The organism is Niveispirillum sp. (assembly GCF_017996735.1).
Taxonomy (GTDB): domain Bacteria; phylum Pseudomonadota; class Alphaproteobacteria; order Azospirillales; family Azospirillaceae; genus Niveispirillum.
The window spans coordinates 30,736-54,445 of the sequence record NZ_JAGOGJ010000038.1 but is presented as its reverse complement, the minus strand read 5'-3'; the positions used below and the strand labels follow the sequence as shown (position 1 = coordinate 54,445).

The window sequence follows — 23,710 nt, the reverse complement described above, 5'->3', positions numbered from 1 at the left end:
GGCAGGGTTAATGAGCGTATTCGTTGTGGAAACGCTTAAGCCTTGATTTTGTTATGTAAATGGCATGTTAACGGATTTGCAGCGGTTAACAGACCCTGAAGATGCCGCTAAAATCGCCAAAAGGCGTAGCCCTTCGGCGATATATGACGCAGGGAGGCTGCGACAATTTGTAGCAGCCAGATGGTGGACGCCACGATTACGGGCATCATCAGAAGCCGACGGCGAATCCGGTATTGTTCCCGCCGACCCAGCGCCGCCAGACGGCGCGACAGGCCGCCGGGCGCGAAGCGGGCCACGACACGATCAACCTGGACGACCCCGGCCGCGCGGCGCAACACGGACAGGGTGAAGGCATAATCCCCCGCGATCCGGTATCCCTGGTCCAGCCGCAGCCCGTCCAGCACGGCGCGACGGTAAATAATGGCGCAATGATGGGCAGGCATGCCGTAAAAGGCCCAGCGCCAGTGCCGCGCCCGCTTGCGCCGCATCTGCCCGTCGCCGGGATCTTCCAGCGCATCCCCATAAAGCAGGTCCGTCCCCTTCGCCAACACGGGCGCCAGATCGGCCAGAACATCCGCGTCGGCCAGACAATCCCCGGCATTCAGGAACAGCACATGCCGCCCCCTGGCCCTGGCCAGCGCCCGGTCCATGCCGGCGAACGGGCCGCCGTCGGGCCGGCTGTCCAGCCAGTCCGGCGCCAGCGCCGCCTCCGCCAGCACCGACAGGGTGGCCGCCCCCGATCCGCCATCGGCCACCAGCCATTCGAAATCCCGCCACACCTGCCCGGCCAGACTGTCGCGTGTGGCGGTCAGACCCGCCGGATCGTCACGCACCACCGTGATGACGGAAAGGGCCGGGCCGGCCACCAAGGCCTAGTCCGATATGGCCGCGATGGCGGCGGCGCTGAAGGCGATCTGGCTCAGGATGGTCGTGATGCTCTGGGTCAGGGGCAGCCATTCGAACGGCTCGGCATCGCGGGGCACCACGATCATGGAACCGGGCAGAACCGTCGCCACCTCATGGTCCAGCCAGCCGCTTTCCAGCGGCTGCGCTGCGCCATTGGGCTGGATGACAAAGATGCGGTCATCATCGGCGAAGCGGGTCAGGCCGCCCGCTTCCCGCAGATAGTCTTTGGCCTGCTTCTCCGGATCGAACAGCAGGGAGGCCGGGGCCAGCACCTCTCCCGATACGGTGACGGTCAGGGGGCGCCTGGGCATATGAACCCGGTCACCGGGCTGCAGCGGGATGTCCAGTTCCGGCCGCTCGCCCAGCACGTCGGGGTTTGCTTCCACCGTAATGCGCCCCAGGGCCGTGGTTCCGCGCAGGTCGGCGGCCAGTTGCCGGACCAGTTCGACCCGCGCCGGATCGGGCGGGTTCTTGCCGCCCAGCATCTGCGACAACTGCCGGTCCAGTTCGCGCGCATTGCGGCGTAGCCCCTCCTCCTCCGCCAGCCGGGCGCTTTCGCGGGTGAAGATCACCCCGGCGGGATAGGCTTCATCCGTCAGCCCACCGGCCCGGTGCAGAAGCATGGACAGGGTCTCCCCCGGTGCGATGTCATAGGTGCCGGGTTCCGCCACCTCCCCGGCCAGCAGCACGCCGCGCCGTTCCTGCGGCCGTTGGCGCAGGGCAACGCGCAGGGCGGCACCGGGCGGGATCATCTCCACGGCCGCTACCCCGCCCGTGATCTCACGCGGGGCCACGCCGCGCCCGTCCCCCTGCCCCTCGCCCCTGGGTCCGGGCGGTGGGGGCAGCAGTTCCAGGCGCGCCGGATCACCCTCCGGCTTCACCCCGCCCGCCGCACGCAGCAGCAGCGGCAGGGGCAGCGGCCCGGCCACGGGATATTCACCCGGCCGCACCACCCCGCCGCGCAGTGCCACCATCCGTTCCGACAAAAGGGCGCGCAATGCGGGGTCCAGCGGGTCCGGGGTCTCCGTCCCCATCACCGCGTCGCGCGTGAACAGGGTCACCCGGTCGCCATCGCGCAGGCGCAGATCGAACCGCCCTTCCACCACCTCCGCCGGTGCAAAAAGGCTGGGCCGCCGGCCCGAGGCGGTGGCATCGGTGCGTTCCAGCAGGGCCGCCAGCCCATAGGCATCGGGCAGCGGCGCCCCGGCCCCCGACAAAAGCGCCCGCAGGCTCAACCCGTCATCCCCCACGGAGCGCAGGCCGGGCTGCCGCACCGGTCCTGACAGCAGAACCCCATCGCCCACGGCATCGGCCACCTGTCCCGGCGCGACCTGCGCCTTGCCCCCGAACCCGCCGCCCGCCATCGGGGCCAGCGCCGACAGCGCCATGGGTCCCGCCAGCGGATAGGGGCCGGGCCGCAGTACGCCCCGCCGCATAAACACCGACTGGCGCAGCAGGAAAGGCAACAGATCGCCATCCGTCCCCTGGAACAGCGGCGGACAGGGCAGCGGCGGCCCCTCCACCCCGATGGCAGCCCGCGCCAGGGGACCGGCGGCCAGCGCCCCCTCCGGATCGGCCGACAGCGCGGCGGCCAGCGAGGCCAGGCCGGCACATTCCTCGCGATGCAGCGGGTCGGCCGGCTGTCCCGCCAGCAGGGACAGCACCGACCGGCCGCGCAGGAAACCGACATCCGCTGCCGACAGGACCACCAGCCGATCACCGTCGACCGCCATCTCCGCCTCCCGCCCCGACAACAGGGCGGCCAGGTCCAGCGCGCGCATCTGTGGCGACCCCCCGGCCGCCGTCCGGCGCAGCAGCACGGCGGCCGGCAGCCAGGCATCGGGCGGCAGCATGGACCGGTCGACCAGATCGGCCAGCCGCATGCCCGCCACCAGCACCCGTTCCCCCGGTTCGGCCACGGCCCCCGACAGGGTGACACCGCCCGCCCGCGCGCCCCCTTCGGGCGCATGGATCAACAGGTCGCCATCGCGCAGGGGGATGGGTGTCCCGGCGCTGACCGGCAGCGGCCTTTCCACCCCCTCCGGCGACAGACGCAACAGGCTGGACCGGTCCCGCCCCGGCCGCAGCGCCCCGCCCGCCAGTGCCAGCAGATCGGCCGTATCGTCGGGTCCCGTGCCGGACCCCGCGCCGGGCGGCAATTCATAGATACCAGGGCGTTTCACCGACCCGGCCACGGCCACCACCGGTCCCAGTGGCGGCACGATCAGCCGCGCCCCGTCGGCCAGCAGGTCGGCCGCCGCCCCGTCGCCACGGGTCAACAAATCGTAGAGATCAACCAAGACCCCACCGCCACCACCGGGCGGCACCAGCCGGATGGCACGCAGCGATCCATCCGGCAGAACGCCACCGGCGGCCAGCAGCGCATCCAGCGGCGTGGCAAAGGCCGGCAGCGCCACACGCCCCGGCTTCGCCACCTGCCCCAGGACCAGAATGCCCACGCGCCGCATGGACAGGAGCGACAGAAAGGCTTGCGTCTGCACATGGGTGGCAGCCACCGCCGCCTCCAGTTCCGCCCGCACCTCCCCCAGGGTGCGGCCGGCCGCCGCGATGGGGCGCAGATCATCGACCAGCAGCAGCCCGTCGGCGCCGATCCGGTGCCGGCTGTTGCGCGCCGCCTGTCCGCGCAACAGCAGCGACAGCTCATCCCCCGGGCCCAGCCGGTAGTCATCCCCGACACTGCCCAGGGCCGGCCCGTCCGCCGCCGCCGCCCCCCCGGCAAACAGATCACGCCCGAACAGGCGCAGTTCCTGCCCGGCACGGTCGCTGAACAGCCTTTCCACACGCCCCGGCATATCCGTCACCGCCCCGGCTACCACCGGAAGCGGGAGAGACAATGCAAACAGCAGCAAAAGGAGGCGGGAAAGGTAAACCATGAGTCCTAAAAGGATGTAAGACTCATGGTTTACACTTGTCTTTGGCGTTTGGGAACAGCCTCAGCCGTGGCGCAGGGTGCCATCCAGCGACAGGATGGGGGCGTACAGGCCTGGCCGGCGGTCGCGGAATACACCCCAGCCGGCGCGGATGCGGGCAATGGCATCCAGGTCGAATTCCTGGACCAGCACCGTTTCCGACACGCGGTCCGCCTCCACCAGCTTGGCGCCCTTGGGATCGGTGATGAAGCTGGACCCGTAGAAGGTGATGCTGCCCGTCTCGAACGTTTCTGTCCCGATGCGGTTGCTGGCGATCACGGGCATCAGGTTGGCGCCTGAATGGCCCTGCATCACGCGTTGCCAATGGTCGCGGCTGTCCAGGGTCGCATCCTGTGGTTCCGATCCGATGGCCGTGGGATAGAACAGCAGTTCCGCCCCCTGCAAGGCCATCACGCGCGCCGCCTCCGGGAACCACTGGTCCCAGCAGATGGCGGTGCCGATCCGCGCATAGCGCGTCTGATAGGTCTGAAAGCCCGTATCCCCCGGACTGAAATAGAATTTCTCCTGATAACCCGGCCCGTCGGGAATATGACTTTTCCGGTACAGGCCCAGGATCGATCCATCGGCATCGATGGTGACCAGGGAATTATAATGTGCCGTATTGGCCTTTTCGAAAAAGGACAGGGGCAGCACGACCGACAATTCCCGGGCCAGGGCCTGGAAATGCTGGATCAGCCGGTTATTCTCCACCGGGGCCGCCAGTTCGAAATATTCCGGCTTCTGGTCCTGGCAGAAATAGGGGGCCTCGAACAGTTCCTGGATCAGGATGATCTGGGCGCCCTGGCCATGGGCCTGACGGATCAGTTCCTCGGCCTTGGCAATATTGGCCTCACGGTCCCAGCTACACGCGAACTGCGTGGCAGCGACGGTCACCTTGCGCATCTGCTTACCCCCGGTTCAGGTCCTGGCCACAGCATAACCAAGCGGCAGGACAGCGGGGGAGTGAAATTATGGTGGCGCCATCACGGATGGGGCAATGGGATCCCGTGCCGCGCAGCCAGCGCCTTCATGATGGCCGCCCGCGTTCCCGCAAAGCGAACCCCGCCATGCCGCCCCGTCTCCAGCCCGTCCTCGGCATCATCGCCAAGGATCAGCAGCGGCATTCCCTGGTTCGCTTCCCCCACCAGCGCCACGAGTTCGGCCCGTGGCCGGGGAAAATCATGGCGGCGCACCTCCACCCGCCGGGCAATCACCGGGAAGCGGGCCAGGATGCCCTCCATGAACATGCAATCGGCGCAATAGAAGCGTTGGCCTGGATATTTCTCGTCCGGGAAATCAGGCGGCAGCAGGTAGAGGATGTCGCGGGCCATGGGAGATCTCCGTCAAACCATCCCGTTCTACCACGGCAGGGTGCTTGCCAACCACTGGCCCCCGGTCCATTGTTGCGAACGATTTGCGATTGGCAGCGGAAAGCGGGATGACCGAGCCGACAAGCAGCCGCCGCTGGCGGCCCTTCTATATCGCGCTGGGCTATGTCTGCGTGGGGCTGGCCATGGCGGGGGCCGTGCTGCCCGTGCTGCCGACCACGCCGTTCCTGCTGGTGGCGCTGTGGGCCTATTTCCGCTCACATCCGGAAAAGGCGCAGAAACTGCTGGACCATCCGCGCTGGGGGCCGCCGCTGCGCGACTGGCGGGAACAGGGCGCCATTCCGACCCGGGCAAAGATCGCCGCCGTGTCGGTGATGGCGCTGTCCTGGCTGATCGTGTTCTTCACCACACAGGGCACCTGGGTGCCCGTGATCGTGGGGGTGATCCTGTGCTGCACCGCGACCTTTGTCGCCACGCGGCCGGCGCCCAAACGGGGTTAAGGAGGGCGGCCGAAACCGCCCCCCCGTACCTTACCCCGCCAGCAGACCGCGCAACTGCCGCCCCGCCACCGCCAGCATGGCGATGTCCAGCACCGCCACGCCGCGCAGTTCGGTCAGCAGGCTGTTGATGCGTTCCAGCGGGCCCTGACGCGGCGCCGCCCAGGCATCGAACGGGTCGCCGCCCTGGGTCTGGGCCAGCACGCGGGCCGTCAGGCGGGCCTGCAGGTTGAACAGATCGTCCAGAGAGGCTGCCACCGCCTGGCGCTGCCAGTGATTGTCGGCCTTCACCTCCGCCGTCCGTGCCCGCAGATATTCCAGGCCCAGGCGGTCGCCCAGGTCGAAATACAGGCTGGCCACGTCCGACGGATCGCGCCCCGCCTCCACCGCGATTTCGGCGATGTCGGTGCTGGCCGCCAGCAGCGGCAGCGCCGCCACGCGGCGGGCCAGATCGCCCGGCACCCCGTCCTTGGACCAGTTGCCCGCCGTCTCCGCCAGCCATTTCAAGGCAGCCGGGGACAGCACGTCGGGCAGATGGCCGGTCAGCGCATCGACCACGGGGCCCAGCCGGGCACATTCCGCCGCGATATCCAGCGGATAGGCGCCATGGGACAGGACCCAGGGTACGGCCCGGCGCATCAGCCGGCCCGTATAGAGCATCATGGCCGTCTGCACACCGGCCGGCACCCTGGTGTCGAGATCCTCCACCGCGTCCCACAGCCGGCGCAGACCGAACGCATCGCGGACGATCAGATAGGCGCGGGCGACATCCCCCTCGCTGCGGCCCGTCTGTTCGACCATTTCCCAGGTGAAGGTGGGGCCGACGCGGTTGACCATGCCGTTGGTGACGGCGGTACAGATGATCTCCCGCCGCAACTGATGCCGTGCCACGGCGTCGGGGAATTTCTCCTGCAACGCCTTGGGGAAGTAGCGCATCAGATCGCGTTCGACCGTCTTGTCCTCCGGCAGGTCGGACGCCAGCAGCCGGTCATAGAGGTCGATCTTGGCATAGGCCAGCAGTACCGCCGTTTCCGGCCGCGTCAGGCCGCGCTTGGCATTGGCGCGGGCAGCGATCTCCTCGTCATCGGGCAGGAACTCGATGGCGCGGGACAGCTTGCCGGCCTTTTCCATGGTGCGGGCGAACCGGGCCTGATCCTCCAGCGTTTCCACCGAAATGGCCTGGGCGATGGTCAGGGCCTGGGTCTGCTTGTAATTGTCGGCCAGGACCAGTTCCGCCACCTCGTCCGTCATCTGGGCCAGCAGCACGTCGCGCTGTTCACGCGTCATGCCGCCGCCATCCATGACGTCGCGCAGCAGGATCTTGATGTTCACCTCATGGTCCGACGTGTCCACGCCGGCCGAATTGTCGATGGCGTCGGTATTGATCGACACGCCGGCCTGCGCCGCCTCGATCCGGCCGCGCTGGGTGAAGCCCAGATTGGCGCCTTCGCCCACCACCTTGGCCCGCAGGTCACGGCCGTTCAGGCGGATCGGGTCATTGGCCTTGTCGCCGGCATCGGCGTTGCTCTCATCGGTCGACTTCACATAGGTGCCGATACCGCCCAGCCACAGCAGTTCCACCTTGGCCCGCAGCACGGCGCGCATCAGTTCGGTCGGCGTCACCCGTTCGGCCTGGATATCCAGGGCCTGACGGATTTCCGGCGACAGGGCCACCGACTTGGCACCCCGGTCGAAGATGGCCCCGCCGGGCGACAGCTTGGCCGTATCATAATCAGCCCAGGAGGAGCGCGGCAGGTCGAACAGGCGCTTACGCTCCGCCCAACTGCTGGCCGCATCCGGGTTGGGATCGACAAAGATATGGCGATGGTCGAAGGCGGCGATCAGGCGGATATGCCTGGACAGCAGCATGCCGTTGCCGAACACGTCGCCCGACATGTCGCCGACGCCGACAACGGTAAAGTCCTCGTTCTGGATATCCTTGCCCAGTTCGCGGAAATGGCGCTTCACCGCCTCCCACGCGCCGCGCGCGGTAATGCCCATGCCCTTATGGTCGTACCCGGCCGACCCGCCCGACGCAAAGGCATCGTCCAGCCAGAAGCCATAGTCACGCGACACACCATTGGCGATGTCGCTGAACGTGGCCGTGCCCTTGTCGGCGGCCACCACCAGGTAAGGATCATCGCTGTCCAGACGCACCACGTCGGCCGGCGGGATCACGACACCGTTTTTCAGGTTGTCGGTGATGTCCAGCAGGCCGCGCATCATCGTTTTATAGCATTCGATGACCTCGGCCATCACGGCCTCGCGCCCGGCGCTGGCCGGCACGGGGTTCTTCACGATGAAGCCGCCCTTGCTGCCCACCGGCACGATCACCGCATTCTTGACGATCTGCGCCTTGATCAGGCCCAGGATCTCGGTGCGGAAATCTTCCCGTCGGTCGGACCAGCGGATGCCGCCGCGCGCCACCTTGCCACCACGCAGATGGATGGCCTCCACCCGCGGGCTGTAGACCCAGATTTCCCGCCACGGGCGCGGCAGGGGCAGCTCGTCGATGGAGCCGCTGTCCAGCTTGAAGCTGATATAGCTCTTCGGCTTCCCGTCCGCCCCCTTCTGGAAGAAGTTGGTGCGCAGGGTCGCGCGGATGATGTTCAGCATCCGGCGCAGAATGCGATCCTCATCCAGGTTGGTGACGGCATCCAGCGCGTGGTCGATCTCCAGGATCAGACCCTTGCGCTTCATGTCCACCTCATCCCGGCCCAGCTTTGCCAGGATCGCCGGATCATGGCTCAACCGGAACAGGTCCAGCAGCAGGCGGGCGATCCTGGAATGGGTCGAGAGGGTATTCTCGATATATTCCTGGGTGAAATCGAACCGGGCCTGCTTCAGATACTTGGCATAGGCGCGGAAGATGGTGACCTCGCGCCAATCCATGCCCGACAGCAGGACCAGACGGTTGAACCCGTCGGACTGCGCCTCCCCGGTCCAGACGCGCTGGAACGTATCCTCGAACGCCGTCTTCACCCGGTCCAGTTCGACGGGCCGGCCATCGGCCGTGCGCATGTCGAAATCCTGCATGAAGATGTTGGGCGTATCGCCGGGGAATTCCACCTCGAACGGGCCGCCTTCGGCCAGGATGCGCAGGCCCAGATGCTCCAGCATGGGCAGCACCTTGGACAGTTCCACCGGCCCGCCGGTCTGATAGACCTTGAAGAAAAGCTGGTGGCTGTCCGCCTCCACCGGACGGTGCAGGTTCAGCGCGATACCGCCATGGGCGATGATCTGTTCGATCCGGGCGATATCGACCACCGCCTCATCCGGCGTATAGGCTTCCTGGTACGATGCCGGCAGGGTGGCATTGTATTTGCGCGCCAGCGTCAGGCCCGCCGCCTCGCCCCGATCCTCGACCAGCGCCTGGGTGAAGCGGTCGCGCCAGCCGCGCGAGGCCTCGATCAACTGGCTTTCCAGTTCGCCCACATCCACATCCGGCAGTTTGCCGGGCGTGGTCTGCACGATCAGGTGGACACGGGCCAGCACGCTTTCCGACAGGGAGACATTCACCTGGGAGGAGGTGCCGTCATAGGCCTTCTCGATCAAGGCCTGCAGGCGCTTGCGCAGATCGGTATCGTACCGGTCGCGCGGCACATGGATCAGGGCCGACACGAACCGTTCGAACGGGTCCTTGCGCACGAACAGGGCCACACGCTGACGCTCCTGCAGATGCAGCACGCCCGTGGCGATGTCGTAGAGTTCGTCATCGCCGATCTGGAACAGTTCGTCGCGCGGATAGGTTTCCAGGATATGGACCAGCGCCTTGCCATCATGGCCGCGCCCGTCAAAGCCCGACCGGGCGATGACGCGGTTCACCTTCTGGCGCAGGAACGGGATGTCGCGGGCCGAGCGGTTATAGGCGGTGCTGGTGAACAGGCCGACGAACAACCGCTCGCCAATCTCCTCCCCCGCGTCATTGAACAGCTTGACCATGACGGCATCCAGCGGCGCGCGGCGATGGACGGTGCTGTCCTTGTTGGCCTTGGTCACCATCATGAAACGGGGGTGACGGACAAACGCCTTCACCTCCGGCGGCAGGGTGGAGAAATAGCGCAACCCGTCAAAGACGCTGACCTCGTCATTGCGCAGCAGGCCCAGGCCGGCGCCGGTCTGGATGTCCAGCGTCTCCTCGTCCTTCTCCTTGCCCAGGCGATATTCACGGACGCCTAAGAAGATGAAATGGTCCTCGTCCATCCAGCGCAGGAAGGCCAGGCCCTCCTCCCGCTCATCCGCCGCCACGGGGCCGTAACGGCCATCGATCGTGTCAGCCAGACGGGCGCGCATGGCGTGAAAATCGCTGACGGCGGCCCGCACATCGGCCAGGACGGCAGCGATGCTGGCGCGCATGGCGTCCAGTTCATCGGCGCCGGAAATCTGGTCGACCTCGATATGCATCACCGATTCGGGCGTCGCATCGGCCGGCGCGTCGCCATTCTGCCAGATGGCGGTGACCCGGCCAGCCTCATCGCGGCTGACCTTGATCACGGGATGGACCACCAGATGGACCGTCAGGCCGCGCCGGTTCAGTTCGGCGGAAACGCTGTCCACCAGGAAGGGCATGTCGTCATTGACGATCTCCACCACCGTGTGATGGGCATGCCAGCCATCGCTGTCGACGCGCGGATTGACCACACGGACCAGGGCCTCGCCGCGCTGGCGCGTGCCACCGAACTGCAGGATCGCGATTGCCGCGCCGTACAGTTCGTCCGCGGTGGACCGCAGCATGTCGTCCGGCGACACGTTACGATAGAAGGCCCGGACAAACGCTTCGGCCAGGCCGGCCTTTTCCTTGGACAGGCGGCCGCGCAGCTTGGCAACGACCTGTTCCAACAGCTCGGACTTACGCTGTTCGAGCTTGAACGCCATGGTGTATCTCCCGCAATGGACCGCATCTTGTCGGGGCGGTTTAGGGCTGGATTTGCCCCGGCACGGTTTGCGGGCAACACCTTGCTCCTTTTATGCTGCGTTCAAAAGAGGGTCGGGTGACAGTTGCGCGTTCAGGAACGCTTATGCCGCCGACGGGCTGGCATACGGCATTCCATTGCTTTACAAGCGACTACGGCTTTCTTTTCGAATCCGCCCGTCCCCGACCGCCCGACAGAGAGGAAGCAAGCCCCCCGTGCCCGTGCCCGACTCGACAGTGCTGGGTCTGACCGCCGTCATCGTCGCCGTGACGGACGAGGTACCGCGCGTGCTGGTGGTGCGGCGCATGACGCACAACCTGGCCACGCCGGAACAGCGCGACGCGACGGCGGGCCAGGATGCCCTGCCCTTCGGCCCCTTCACGGCCGACCGCGACCGCACCCTGGAACAGGGTTTGCGCCGCTGGGTGGAAGAACAGACGGGTCTGCCGCTGCGCTATGTCGAACAGCTTTATACATTCGGAGACAAGTACCGCGACCCGCGCGAGCTGGAGGGCGGGGCCCGTGTCGTCACCGTCGGTTACATGGCGCTGGTGCGCGAAGCGCCACTATCGGGCAGCGGGGCGGCCGAATGGCACGACTGGTACGATTATTTCCCCTGGGAAGACTGGCGCGATGGCCGCCCGGCCCTGCTGACCCGCACCATCATGCCGGCCCTGTCGCGCTGGATCGCGGCCGCCCCCGACAGCGCCATCGCCGCCGCACGCGCCGAACGTGTCTCCACCACCTTCGCGGAAGAAGAATTGTGGGACACCGAACGTGTGCTGGAGCGGTACGAGTTGCTCTACAGCGCCGGTCTGGTGGAAGAGGCGCTGCGCGACCGCGCCATCCGCCAGCGCCTGGGCCTGAGCCTGGATAATGGCCATCTGAACGAACCCGATCTGGCGGCCCAGATGGGCACGCCCATGGCCCAGGATAACCGCCGCATCCTGGCCGTGGCCCTGGGCCGGCTTAGAGGCAAGCTGAAATACCGCCCCCTGGTCTTCGACCTGCTGCCGCAGCTTTTCACGCTGTTCCGCTTGCAGCGGACGGTGGAGGCGCTGTCCGGCGTGCAACTGCACAAGCAGAATTTCCGCCGCCTGGTCCTGGCCGGCGGGCTTGTGGAAGCCACGGGATCACAGGAATCCCATACCGGCGGCCGCCCGGCCGAACTGCACCGCTTCCGCCGCGACGTGCTGCGCGAACGGGTGGCGGCGGGCATCGGGCTGCCGCAGGTGCGGATGGTGGATTGATGATCGAAGCCGACCGCCTGATCCTGCGTCCCTGGCTGGACAGCGACCTGGACGCCCTGACGGCCATCAATGACGATCCCGCCGTCTATCAATGGCTGGCCGGGCCCTTCACGCGGGAGATGAATGCGGCCAGCATCAAGCGACAGCAAGGGTTTCAGGCGGAACACGGCTATTGCTGCTGGGCCCTGGTGGAAAAGGTCTCGGGCCTTCTCATCGGTGCGTCGGGCCTGATGCCCGTAACCTTCGATGCCGGGTTCCTGCCGGCGGTGGAGATCGGCTGGCGTCTGTCGCCCACCTTCCAGGGGAAGGGTTACGCGACGGAAGCGGCGAAGGCCGCCCTTGCCCATGGGTTCGGCCCGGCGGGGCTGGATGAGATCGTGGCCTTTACGGTGCCGCATAACCGTGCATCCCGCGCCGTCATGGAACGGATCGGCATGCGCCACGAACCGGCGATGGATTTCGATCATCCAAGGTTGGCTGAAGGTCACGCCCTGCGTCGGCATGTGTTTTATCGGGTCCGGGCCGCCCAAACCGTCATCCCGGCGGAAGCCGGGACCCAGCGTGAGGCGCGGTCAGCGCCGATATGACCCTTATCGCGGCAGACGCCGCTCTGCGCTGGGTCCCGGCTTTCGCCGGGATGACGAGGGAGGGGGGTGTCACCCAAACAAACAACGCCCGGCAGCAGGTCACCCCGCTGCCGGGCGTCGATCCCCAGCCAGGCCCCAACACGGGACCCCAATTTCAACATCATGCCGACCGCCTGTCACCAGCCGGTGGGGTCACCCAATATCCCCTGTGCATGTGCACCAAGTCCTTTGCGAATCGCGTGCCAAGTGTGGAAACCGGCGGATATGGCCCTTTTCCGGACAGGGCGGCCTGTCCAACATTCCGACTTGCCCAAATCGGCGGCACCCCAGCCCAATCGACAGGCAAAGCACGATATATTGATTCAATGAATCAATATTGACCATATATTATTCCGGTCCAACAAAGGGAGCAGGCACCATTGACGGGAGTTCCCGCATGCACCCCCACCCCCTGACCTTCCTGTTGCAGCAGTTGCGTCAGGCGCTGAACCTGCCCGACCTGCCCTTCACCCTGTCGGACCCGGATGCGGGCAGCCTGCCTTCCTGCTTCCCCGTCTCCGATCTGGCCGCGGCCAGCCTCATTGCCGCCGGAACGGGCATGGCCGCGCGGCTGCGCCTTGCGGGGCGGGACCCCGGCCCTTTCCGGGTGGACTGGCGGCGTGCCTCCCTCTGGTTCCAGGGCTCGGTGACACCGGTCGGCTGGACCCTGCCCGCCGCCTGGGATGCGGTGGCGGGTGATTATGCGACGGCTGATGGTTGGATCCGGCTGCACACCAATGCCCCGCATCACCGCGCGGCGGCCCTGCAGGTGCTGGGGGTGCCGGCCGACCGGGATGCCGTTGCCGCCCGTGTCGCCCAATGGTCGGCCGACGCCCTGGAACAGGCGGTCGTGGAAGCAGGCGGCTGTGCCGCCGCGATGCGCAGCCGCCAGGCATGGGCGGCCCATCCGCAGGGCGCTGCCCTGGCCGCCGAACCGCTGGTCTGGGTCGAGGAAGGCACGGAAGGCGCAGGCCCGGCGGCGGCGGTGGAGGCCGATCGGCCGCTGGCGGGCATCAGGGTGCTGGACCTGACCCGCGTGCTGGCCGGGCCGGTCGCGACACGGTTCCTCGCCTCCTATGGCGCGTCGGTGCGGCGGATCGATCCGCCGGATTGGGACGAGCCGGGCGTTCTGCCCGACGTCACGCCGGGCAAGCACCGGGCCCGGCTGGACCTGAAACAGCCAGAGGATCGCGCCCGGCTGGAACAGTTGCTGGCAGGGGCGGATATCGTGGTGCATGGCTATCGCCCGGACGCGCTGGACCGGCTGGGTCTGGGTGCGGCGCGGCGACAAGCGATCCGGCCCGGCCTGATCGATGTGTCATTGTCGGCCTATGGCTGGACCGGCCCCTGGGCCGGCCGCCGTGGCTTCGACAGCCTGGTGCAGATGAGCACCGGCATCGCCCAGGCCGGCATGGATTGGAAGGGGAGCGACCGTCCACAGCCCCTGCCCGTGCAGGCGCTGGACCACGCCACGGGTTACCTGCTGGCCGCCTGCGCCCTGCATGGTCTGAATCACCGGACGGCAACGGGCCGGGGATCGCGCTGGCGCACCTCTCTGGCGCGGATGGCAGCACTGCTGACCATGGCGCCGGCCGCCGCAACCGCGCCACCCCTGGCCCCGGCCGGGCCGGAGGATCATGAACCGGATCTGGAAATGACGGGCTGGGGCCCCGTCCACCGCCTGCGTCCCGCGCTGGACATGCCCGGGGCGCCCGCCTTCTGGGACCGGCCGGCGGGACCGCTGGGCACGGATGCCCCGGCCTGGACCACACCGTGAGGGGCAGGCAGGAAAACGAAGGGAAAAAAAATAGATAAGGTGGGGGGATTCTGTTGCCCAGCTCCCCCCGGGCTGCGACTTAAGCAAACTGACTAACGCCCTTTAGGGGGAATCAGGCAGCCATGCGAAGGTCAGACGCCGAGTTATCGTTGGCATCTATGAGGTTTGACCCGATAACGGCGGTATCATGCCGAGGGAAGACTATGCCTTTATTACGCGCGTCGATCCTGTTTCGCCCCCATGAACCCGCAGCCGTCAGGCCGAAGGTGAATGGTGGAGGCGCCGGGTACCGCCCCCGGGTCCGCAACGTCTATTCCACACCGCGTTTATCCCCATAGTCGGGCGAACCCGACAGGCTTCATATAGGCGATCGGAACGCGGGTTTAAAGGGGGATATTTTGCGGGGGGACGGCGGCGATGCCTGCCCCGCCCCTTCCTTCACACCATGCGTGTGCGTGTCTTCAGCACCAGGGCCAGGAAAAACGGCGCGCCCAGCAGCGCCGTCACCACGCCCAGTTTCAGTTCCGGACCCGGCCCGCCCAGGCGCAAGGCGGTATCGGCGGCCAGCAGCAAGGCCCCCCCGCCCAGCGCCGACAAAGGCAGCAGTCGTGACGGCTGCGCGCGGGCCAGCGGGCGCAGCAGATGCGGCACGATCAGCCCGATGAAGCCGATGGCGCCCGCCACTGACACGGCCGCCCCCACGGACAGGGCCGTGCCCAGGATGACCAGGGTGCCTGTGCGGCGCGGGCTGAACCCCATGGACTGCGCCGTGCCCTCCCCCAGCGACAGGGCGTCCAGCCCGCGTCCAGACAGCAGCAGCAGCAGGGCGCCTGCGGCCATGAACGGGGCGGCCACGCCCACATGGTTCATGGACCGGTCGGCCAGCGACCCCAGCATCCAGAACACGATCTCCGTCAGGGCGAAGGGGTTGGGCGACAGCGACAGGGCCAGCGAGGTCAGGGCCCCGGCCAGGCTGCTGATGGCCACGCCGGCCAGGATCAGGGTCAGCACCGATGCCTGCCGTCCGGCCAGCAGATAGAGCAGCGTCACGGCGATCAGCGCCCCCGCCATGCCGCCCAGCGGCAGCGCCAGCGGGAACAGCAGGCTGGCCCCGGAATAAAAGGCGATGACGGCGCCCAGCCCGGCGCTGGCCGATACGCCGATCACCCCCGGCTCGGCCAGCGGGTTGCGCAAAAGCCCCTGCAACGCTGCCCCCGACAGGCCCAGCACGGCGCCGATGCCCAGGCCCAGCAGGGCGCGCGGCAGCCTGATCTGGGCAAAGATCACGCCCGCCGTGCTGTCCCCGCCCGCCCACCATTCCCGCAGGACCAGCGGCAGCGACACGGCCGCCGGCCCCACGGACAGGGAGGTCACAAAAAACAGGATCAGGGCCAGGCCCAGAAGCCAGGGTGCCACGCGCCGCATCATTCCCCCCTTGCCGACAATATCCGGTCGCGCGCCTGGGCCAGCATCGCGGCCGCATCCGCCGTGAACGGGCCGCCGCAGGTCCAGAGCTTGCCCGGCACCCCGGGCCGCGCCGCCGCTGGCACGGCCCGGTCCAGGGCAGGATGGGTCAGCATCTGCCCGTTCAGCGACGGGTGCCCGCCCTCATCCGCATTGGCGATCAGCAGGTCCGGCGGATCGGCCGCCACCGTTTCAACCGGCAGATAGCCGTAGCCTACCAGCCCCTTGTCTGCCGCGTAATTCACCAGCCCCGCCGCCCGGATCACCGCGTCCGACAGGGTTCCGGACCCGGCCGTGAAGGCACCGGGGGCCAGCGACAGGACACGCAGCCGGTCGGCCCGTCCCGCCGGGGCCTGGGCCGCCGCCAGTGTCGCCTCCATGGATGCGATCATCTCTTCCCCGCGCGGCACAACATCCAGCGCGGCGGCCACCTGCCGGATCTGGGCGCGGATTCCGTCGAAATCCTGGACCAGCCCGACCTCCAGCACCGGTACGCCGCGCGCGCGCAGCAGGGCGATGGTGGGGCGGGTGGTGAAAGTGCCAGCCAGGACCAGATCCGGCGCCAGGGGCAGCACCTCCTCCGCCATGCCCTGGACCAGCGGGATGTTCCCCACCTGGGTCGACAGGGCCGACAGGCCGGGATCGGCCGCCAGAAACGACAGGGCCGCGATCCGGTCGCGCGGCAGCAGGGCGAGGGCAAGCTGGTCGGTGCAGAGATTAAGCGACACGACGCGCGCCGGCCCCGCTTTCGCCGCAATCGGCGTCAGTAACGCCATGCTGGCGACATAGATCAGACCGATGACGGAAAGGCCGGTGGACCCCCGCCTTTCGCGGGGATTGGCGGCGGGCTTGGTTGGCACGATGCTATCCTTGGACCCGGATCGCCGAACAACCGGCGGGCGCGACTTTATAATGCATAGTGCGGTCGCGACGGAACGGGCAAGGCGGGGGGAGGCGTCGATGATTGAACGGCGGCCACGCATCGGGATCACGGGCAGTGCCGGCACGGGCAAGACCAGTCTTGCAGCCACGCTTTCCCACCTTCTGGGCCTGCCGGTCCGGGCGGAAGGCATGCGCGACCGTCTGGCCGCCGGCTTCGACCCGCACAGCCTGTCGCGCGACGGCCATCGCCGCATGATCGCCGGCGATGCCGACGATCTGGCCCTGGATCTGGCCCGCGACCGGGGCGGCCTGATTACCGACCGCACGCCGCTGGACATGGCCGCCTTCTGGCTGGCCAACGGATTTGGCGTCGATGATCCCGCCGCGACGGAGGCGCTGCTGGCCCGCGCCGTCTGCGCCATGGCCGATTACGATCTGGTCGTGCTGTTGCCCTGGGGCGAACATCCCATCGCGGCCGATGGCATCCGGTCGCCCAATCCCTGGCTGCAGTTGCATTTCCAGACCGTGCTGGAAGGGCTGTGCCATCGCTATGTGGCCCCCCGCCGCCTGCTGACCATCACCGGCAAGGCCCCTGTCACGGCCGTGGCGTCCCTGGTGCGGGATCGGATGTCGGCGGGGGTGGGTGCCGGACGGGCCGACGCCAGCCCCTGACCGGGCAACACCGGGCCGGGATGGGGCCGGCATGGAATTGCCGGACAAACGGCGGGCATGGAAACAGCCCTGCGCGTGCGGGCATGGTCACGCGGCTTGACCCGCGCCGCAGCGGCGGTCCATGGTGGGGACGCAAACGGAAACAGGACTCCTATGCCCGCTGCCACCTCCCTCCGCCGATATGTACGGCACCAGTCGGTATGGCTGGCGGATGATGGCTGGGGCGTGGAACTGATCGACCAGACGGCCCTTCCTGCGCAATGTCTGGTCCGGCGTCTGGCCAGCGTCGGTGATGTGCTGGGCGCCATCGTCGGCGGCGTGGCCCGCGGTCCGGGCCTGGTTGCGGTCCTGGCCGGCTATGGGCTGGCCCTGGCGGCCAGACGCGATCCCGACATCGTGCCCGTCATGACGGCCTGGCATGCGCTGGCCACCATCGATCCACGCTGCCCACGCCTGCGCGGCGTGCTGGACCGGATGCGGGAGGTTCTGGACGTCACCCCCAAGATCGACCGCGCCGACCGCGCCTATATGGAAGCCGACGCCATCGCCACGGAGGAACTGGCCGCCAATCTGGCCATCGGCCGGCACGCCATGGGACTGCTGCGCCGAGTCGGCGCCGGTGGCGGCGATGGCAAGCCACAGACGGTCCTGCTGGCCTCCGAACCGGGCTGGCTGTCATCGGTGGGTTGGGGCGCGGCATCGTCGGGCCTGTTCCTGGCACAGGAACAGGTGGATCTGCGCCGCGCCACCGGCGGCGTGCTGGGGGAGGATATCGCCCCGCCGCAGGTGGTGACCATCGGCCCCCTGACCACCTGGGAAATGATGGAAGCCGGCATCCCGCACAGCCCCTGCACCCTGGAAGAAGCGGTCGATCTGGTGCAGCGCGGCGTGGTGGAACGGCTGTTCGTGGCGGCGTTACGGGCCAATGCCCGTGGTGATGTTCTGGCGCAGGCCGGCACAGCGGATCTGGCGCGGGCCGCCAAATCATCCGGCGCGCCCTTGCATGTCTGCCTGCCCGCCTCGGCCATCAACTGGCAGGGCCTGGGTCCCGCCGCCATCGCGGCGCCGGGTCTGGACATATTGTCCCTGCCACTGGTCAGCGGCTTCATCACCGACCGTGGCCCGGTGGTGGCAGAGGCGGATGCCCTGCTGGACCGTTTCCCCGATCATGAACCACTGTCCCTGGGCGACATGCCCGCCGCCAACGACGCTTAGGGCGGCAACGCCCGGGGGGACGCGTAGCGGCAACGCCCGGGGGGGGACGCGTAGCGGCAACGCCCGGCGGTCGGCTCGGAACCGGATGTGAAAGGGGCCGCGAGACAATCCTCGCGGCCCCTGACACAGGCGAACACCGGCGGTCGGAACGACGGTCGGCCGCTTACTTCTTCTGCGGCGCCGGGGCGTTGGCCATTGGCGTGCCGTCAATGTTGAACTTTTCGACCTTGGCGGTCTTTTCCAGGCCCTTCACCAGCTCCTCGGCAATGTCCTGCGCCACCATCTGGCGAAGCTGCGGCGTGGCCTGGTCAAAGGTCGGCGGGGTCTGCTTGCGCTTGTCGACCAGCTTGATGACATGGAAGCCGAATTCGGTCTGCAGCGGGGTCTGGCTGATCTCTCCCACCTTCATCGCGAAAGCGGCTTCGGCGAAGGCCGGGACCATGCGGTCCTTCACGAAATAGCCCAGGTCGCCGCCCTGGTCCTTGGTGCCGTCGGTGCCCTTCTCGGCCGCCAGCTTGGCGAAGTCGGCGCCGCCCTTGAGCTGTTTGATGATGGCGTCGGCCTCTTCCTTGGTCTTCACCAGGATGTGGCTGGCGCGAACCTCGTCCTGCGGCGGGTTCTCCTTGATCCACTTGTCGTAGGCGGCCTTCAGCTTGTCGGCGGTCAGCTTCTTGTCGATCTCGCCCTTCAGCCAGGCCTGCTGCACGAACTGCTCCTCGGCCAGCTTCAGGCGCTTCTTGACGTCGGCGCTATCCTGCAATTTGGCCTTGTAGCCGGCTTCGGTCACCAGTTGGGCCTGGATCAACTGATCGACCAACTGCGGATAGATCATCTGCAACGGCATCTGCTGCACCTGCGGATCAAGCTGCTGCAGCAGGGCGATCACGTCGGAGCGCTTGAATTCCTTGCCATTAGCGCGGGCGACAACCGGGTCGTCGGCCAGCGCCGAACCGCCGGCGGCGGGCTTGGCGGCCGGGGCCGCGGCCGGCTTGGCCGCATCCTGGGCCATGGCCGGGGACAGTGCGACGGCGGCGACCGACCCGAGGGCGGCGACAACCAGGGCGGCACGCATGGTCTTGAACGACATCTGTGGGGGTTCCCTGCAAACAATCCGGTCGGTCGGCGGGAACATCCCCAGCAGACCGCACCGGCATAAAGCATGACAGGCCACAGACAGGCAAGGGGCCTTGGATATGGCCATAAGGCCAATGGAAAGCGCCCGTTCATGGCCATTTCATGGCTGCAAAGCTCCCGAAAACCCGTTCCGGGGTGGCATGCCGCATTGACCCGCGTGATATCAGGTCTTATCTGTGACGGGCGCTGGAATGGGGAAACTCTGTTCCAGTACCAAACAGCCCCCCCGGCGGCCAGCCCGGCCGTTACCGGGACTTCGTCATGTCCGGTGTCCTTCGCGCCTGTTCCTATCTGGAGTGCTTCTATGTTCGGTGCCATCGCCCGCAAGCTGTTCGGCAGCGCCAATGAGCGGGTGGTCAAGGGCCTGCGCAAGCGGGTGGAAGCCATCAACGCGCTGGAGTCCAAACTGGCCAGCCTGTCCGATGCCGAATTGCAGATGCGGACGGACTGGTTGCGCGACAGGCTGGAGAAGGGGGAGACGCTGGACGCCATCCTGCCCGACGCCTTCGCCACGGTGCGCGAGGCGTCCAAGCGTGTCATGGGCATGCGGCATTTCGATGTGCAGATGATCGGCGGCATGGTGCTGCATTCCGGCAAGATCGCGGAAATGCGCACGGGCGAAGGCAAGACCCTGGTCGGTACCCTGGCCGTCTATCTGAACGCGCTGCAGGGCAAGGGCGTGCATGTCGTCACCGTCAACGATTATCTGGCCCGCCGCGATGCCAGCCATATGGGCCGGCTCTACGGTTTTCTGGGCCTGACCACGGGTGTCATCGTCCACGGGCTGGATGACGAGGAACGCCGCGCCGCCTATGCCAGCGACATCACCTATGGCACCAACAACGAATTCGGCTTCGACTATTTGCGCGACAATATGAAGTACCGGCTGACCGACATGGTGCAGCGGCCCTTCAATTACGCCATCGTCGACGAGGTCGACAGCATCCTGGTGGACGAGGCGCGCACGCCGCTGATCATTTCCGGCCCTTCCACCGACGGGTCAGAACTGTACATCGCCATTAACAAGGTGATGGCCCTGATCGGTGAGGGCGATTTCGAGAAGGACGAGAAGGCCAAGGCCGTCTCCCTGACCGAATCGGGTACGGAGAAGGTGGCGCAGATCCTGAAGGACATGGATCTGCTGAAGACCGGCGACCTGTACGACATCCACAATATCTCCCTGGTCCACCATGTGAACCAGGCGCTGAAGGCGCATCAGCTTTTCACTACCAATGTCGATTACATCGTCAAGGACGACAAGGTCGTCATCATCGACGAGTTCACGGGCCGCATGATGGAGGGGCGCCGTTATTCGGAGGGCCTGCATCAGGCCCTGGAAGCCAAGGAAGGTGTCTCGATCCAGCGCGAGAACCAGACGCTGGCCAGCATCACCTTCCAGAACTATTTCCGCCTGTATCCGAAACTGGCCGGCATGACCGGTACCGCCATGACGGAAGCGGCCGAATTCTCCGAGATCTACGGGCTGGAAGTGGTGGATATCCCCACCAACCTGCCCGTGGCCCGCAAGGACCAGGATGACGAGGTCTATCGCACGGCGGCGGAGAAGTACGAGGCCATCGTCAAGCTGGTCGAGGAATGCCGTGAGAGGCAGCAGCCGGTTCTTGTCGGCACCGTATCGATCGAGAAGTCGGAAACGCTGGCCGCCTTGCTGAAGAAGAAGGGCATCCCGCACAATGTGCTGAATGCCCGTTACCACGAACAGGAAGCCTATATCGTTTCGCAGGCGGGTCGTCCCGGTGCCGTAACGATCGCCACCAACATGGCCGGCCGCGGCACCGACATCCAGTTGGGCGGCAATTTCGAGATGCGCGTGGAATTCGAACTGGCCGAGGTGCCGGAGGGTGAGGAGCGCCAGCGCCGCATCCAGACCATCCGCGACGAGATCGCGGTGGCCAAGGATGTCGTGCTGAAGGCCGGCGGCCTGTATGTGGTTGGCACCGAGCGCCATGAAAGCCGCCGCATCGACAATCAGCTTCGCGGCCGTTCGGGCCGTCAGGGCGATCCCGGCGCGTCGAAGTTCTTCTTGTCGCTGGATGACGATCTGATGCGCATCTTCGGCAGCCAGCGCCTGGACGGCATGCTGCAGAAGCTGGGCCTGCAGGAGGGTGAGGCCATCATCCATCCCTGGATCAACAAGGCCCTGGAAAAAGCCCAGCAGCGCGTCGAAGCCCACAATTTCGAGATCCGCAAGAATCTGCTGAAATACGACAACGTCATGAATGACCAGCGCAAGGTCATTTATGAACAGCGCAAGGAGATCATGGAGGCTGAGGACGTCCAGGAGATGGTGACGTCCATGCGGCGCGAAGTGATCACCGATATGGTGCGCCGCTCCATTCCGGAAAACGCCTATGCCGAGCAGTGGAACGTCAACCTGCTGCATGAGGAATGCCTGCGCCTGCTGGGTGCCGACCTGCCGGTCCGTGAATGGGCCAAGGAGGAAGGCATCGCGGACGAGGAGATCACCGAGCGGCTGCTGAAATTCGCCGACGACAAGATGGCGGAGAAGGAAGAAGCCTATGGCGCCGCCCTTCTGCGCAATATCGAGAAGAGCCTGCTGCTCCAGATCCTGGATCAGGTCTGGAAGGACCATCTGCTGTCGCTGGACCATCTGCGCCAGGGCATCAACCTGCGCGCCTATGCGCAGCGCGATCCGCTGAACGAATATAAGAAGGAAGCGTTCGAGCTGTTCTCCGGCCTGCTGGATAATCTGCGGGAGCAGGTGACCCAGATGCTGATGCTGATCCAGGTGCGGGTCAGCGAGCCGGAGCCGATGCCGATGCCCATGCCGGAATTCGGTCAGGAAACCCGTCTGGACCCGGCCTTCGCCGGCCAGCCGCCGGCCGATGCGCCGCTGCCCGAGGGCATGCGCCGCGCCACGGTGCCGAATTTCGGCATGGGGGCCGCCGCCCTGCCCGTGGCACAGGAGACCGACCTCACGGAGGGCGACGCCTGGGTGAACACCCCGCGCAACGCGCCCTGCCCCTGCGGCAGCGGCAAGAAGTTCAAGCATTGTCACGGTCAAACGACCTGACCGGCAAGGTCACGACATATCCGTGTCCCAGATGAAAAGGACCGCCACCGCCTCCCCGAAAGGGACCGGTGGCGGTCCTTTTTGTTTTAGGGCCGAAGATCGCGGCATGGGGACTGGCCCCTCCAATCGACTACAATAGTGTGGCAAACAGACAAAAGTATTAACCAATAGATTATTTGACAGCCCCGGCGATATCCCAGACCATCGGCAAACAATTCCGGGATGGGATTGTGTTTTCCAGTTCTGCCGTCGAGTGCCGGGCCGGTTTTCCATCCGTCATCCAGCCTTGCCGGGATCATGTTGAGGGGTGCTGAACATGAATCTCTATCAGGATTTCCATAACAACACGGGACGGGTTGTCCATAAGTGGAAGCATTATTTTCCGGCCTATGAACGCCATTTTGCGCCATGGGTTGGTAAGAGCATGACCTTTATCGAAATCGGCTGCGGCAGCGGCGGGTCATTGCAGATGTGGAAGCGCTATTTCGGACCGCACGCCACCATCATCGGCATCGATATCAACCCCGCGTGCAAGGCGTTCGAGGCGGACCAGATCCATGTGCGTATCCGTCCGCAGCAGGATGAGGGGTTCCTGCAGCAGATTCTGGACGAGTTCGGGCCGCCGGACGTGGTGCTGGACGATGGCAGCCACATCATGTCCCACATCGACGCCACGTTTCGTTACCTCTATCCGAAGGTGTCGAAGAACGGTGTGTACATGGTGGAGGATCTGCACACCGCCTATTGGCCGGAATATGAGGGTGGATACCGGCAGAAGGGCAGCTTCATCGAGTTGACCAAGGACCTGATCGACAGCCTGAACGCCGACCATACCAGGGGCGAATTGCCGCCCGACGATTTCACCCGCTCGACCCTGTCCATCCACCTCTATGACAGCATGGTGGCGTTCGAGAAGGGGCGGCACACCACCAAGATGGCCCCGCGGATCGGTGCCGAGCGCGCATCCACCCCGCGCGAAATCCTGGGCCGGGTGGCCCGCCGGTTGCGGCGCCCGGCCGGCTGAGCACGGGACCCACCGCGCCCCTTCCAATCCGCCCCCG

General features: G+C 66.6%; 16 protein-coding genes and 1 other RNA gene. 8 read left to right on the top strand and 9 right to left on the bottom strand.

The genetic code is table 11. The features are described 5' to 3' along the window. Window positions 1-107: 107 nt before the first annotated feature. From KBA48_RS14255 to KBA48_RS14240, 4 genes are all read right to left on the bottom strand, one after another. On the bottom strand, window positions 108-866 hold the full coding sequence (locus KBA48_RS14255) for a glycosyltransferase (protein WP_292907431.1): 759 nt from the start codon (window positions 864-866) through the stop codon (window positions 108-110). Window positions 867-872: 6 nt separating this feature from the next. Then, entirely contained in the window at window positions 873-3,719 is a 2,847-nt protein-coding gene (locus KBA48_RS14250) for an SLBB domain-containing protein (protein WP_292907429.1), read from the bottom strand. Window positions 3,720-3,860: 141 nt separating this feature from the next. Further along, entirely contained in the window at window positions 3,861-4,739 is an 879-nt protein-coding gene (gene aguB, locus KBA48_RS14245; RefSeq protein WP_292907427.1) for an N-carbamoylputrescine amidase, read from the bottom strand. A gap of 80 nt (window positions 4,740-4,819) precedes the next feature. Then, window positions 4,820-5,167: a DUF3088 domain-containing protein gene (locus KBA48_RS14240; RefSeq protein WP_292907425.1), complete on the bottom strand. Its 348-nt coding sequence runs from the start codon at window positions 5,165-5,167 to the stop codon at window positions 4,820-4,822. A gap of 107 nt (window positions 5,168-5,274) precedes the next feature. Between KBA48_RS14240 and KBA48_RS14235 the strand changes: the two genes are divergently transcribed. After that, entirely contained in the window at window positions 5,275-5,664 is a 390-nt protein-coding gene (locus KBA48_RS14235) for a YbaN family protein (protein ID WP_292907424.1), read from the top strand. 30 nt (window positions 5,665-5,694) lie between these two features. Here KBA48_RS14235 and KBA48_RS14230 read toward each other — a convergent pair whose 3' ends face one another. Beyond that, window positions 5,695-10,536, bottom strand: coding sequence for an NAD-glutamate dehydrogenase domain-containing protein (locus KBA48_RS14230; protein WP_292907423.1), 4,842 nt, complete (start codon window positions 10,534-10,536; stop codon window positions 5,695-5,697). A gap of 253 nt (window positions 10,537-10,789) precedes the next feature. Between KBA48_RS14230 and KBA48_RS14225 the strand changes: the two genes are divergently transcribed. The 3 genes from KBA48_RS14225 (at window position 10,790) to KBA48_RS14215 (ending at window position 14,227) form a co-directional block, all read left to right on the top strand. Further along, the gene (locus tag KBA48_RS14225) at window positions 10,790-11,824 is read left to right on the top strand and encodes a hypothetical protein (RefSeq protein WP_292907422.1); all 1,035 of its coding nucleotides are present in this window, start codon (window positions 10,790-10,792) and stop codon (window positions 11,822-11,824) included. Continuing rightward, window positions 11,824-12,411 (top strand): GNAT family N-acetyltransferase, encoded by a 588-nt coding sequence (locus tag KBA48_RS14220; protein WP_292907420.1) that lies wholly within the window; start codon window positions 11,824-11,826, stop codon window positions 12,409-12,411. Before KBA48_RS14225 ends, KBA48_RS14220 begins: the two co-directional genes overlap by 1 nt. Window positions 12,412-12,847: 436 nt before the next feature. After that, window positions 12,848-14,227: a CoA transferase gene (locus tag KBA48_RS14215; protein ID WP_292907418.1), complete on the top strand. Its 1,380-nt coding sequence runs from the start codon at window positions 12,848-12,850 to the stop codon at window positions 14,225-14,227. A gap of 38 nt (window positions 14,228-14,265) precedes the next feature. Here KBA48_RS14215 and ssrA read toward each other — a convergent pair. From ssrA to KBA48_RS14200, 3 genes are all read right to left on the bottom strand, one after another. After that, window positions 14,266-14,619, bottom strand: a transfer-messenger RNA (tmRNA) gene (gene ssrA, locus KBA48_RS14210). Window positions 14,620-14,665: 46 nt separating this feature from the next. Beyond that, window positions 14,666-15,652, bottom strand: coding sequence for an iron ABC transporter permease (locus KBA48_RS14205; protein ID WP_292907436.1), 987 nt, complete (start codon window positions 15,650-15,652; stop codon window positions 14,666-14,668). Next, complete coding sequence (locus tag KBA48_RS14200; protein WP_292907416.1) at window positions 15,652-16,551, bottom strand: ABC transporter substrate-binding protein; 900 nt, start codon at window positions 16,549-16,551, stop codon at window positions 15,652-15,654. The genes KBA48_RS14205 and KBA48_RS14200 overlap by 1 nt, the downstream gene beginning before the upstream one ends. A 100-nt stretch (window positions 16,552-16,651) precedes the next feature. Here KBA48_RS14200 and KBA48_RS14195 point away from each other — a divergent pair, with 100 nt between their 5' ends. After that, window positions 16,652-17,245, top strand: a complete 594-nt coding sequence (locus tag KBA48_RS14195) for an AAA family ATPase (RefSeq protein WP_292907414.1) — start codon at window positions 16,652-16,654, stop codon at window positions 17,243-17,245. Between the two features lie 153 nt (window positions 17,246-17,398). Further along, window positions 17,399-18,460 (top strand): hypothetical protein, encoded by a 1,062-nt coding sequence (locus KBA48_RS14190; RefSeq protein ID WP_292907412.1) that lies wholly within the window; start codon window positions 17,399-17,401, stop codon window positions 18,458-18,460. 163 nt (window positions 18,461-18,623) lie between these two features. Here KBA48_RS14190 and KBA48_RS14185 read toward each other — a convergent pair whose 3' ends face one another. Next, window positions 18,624-19,547 (bottom strand): peptidylprolyl isomerase, encoded by a 924-nt coding sequence (locus tag KBA48_RS14185; RefSeq protein ID WP_292907410.1) that lies wholly within the window; start codon window positions 19,545-19,547, stop codon window positions 18,624-18,626. Between the two features lie 351 nt (window positions 19,548-19,898). Here KBA48_RS14185 and secA point away from each other — a divergent pair, with 351 nt between their 5' ends. Next, entirely contained in the window at window positions 19,899-22,649 is a 2,751-nt protein-coding gene (gene secA, locus KBA48_RS14180; RefSeq protein WP_292907408.1) for a preprotein translocase subunit SecA, read from the top strand. Window positions 22,650-23,073: 424 nt separating this feature from the next. After that, window positions 23,074-23,673, top strand: coding sequence for a class I SAM-dependent methyltransferase (locus KBA48_RS14175; protein WP_292907406.1), 600 nt, complete (start codon window positions 23,074-23,076; stop codon window positions 23,671-23,673). Window positions 23,674-23,710: the final 37 nt, after the last annotated feature.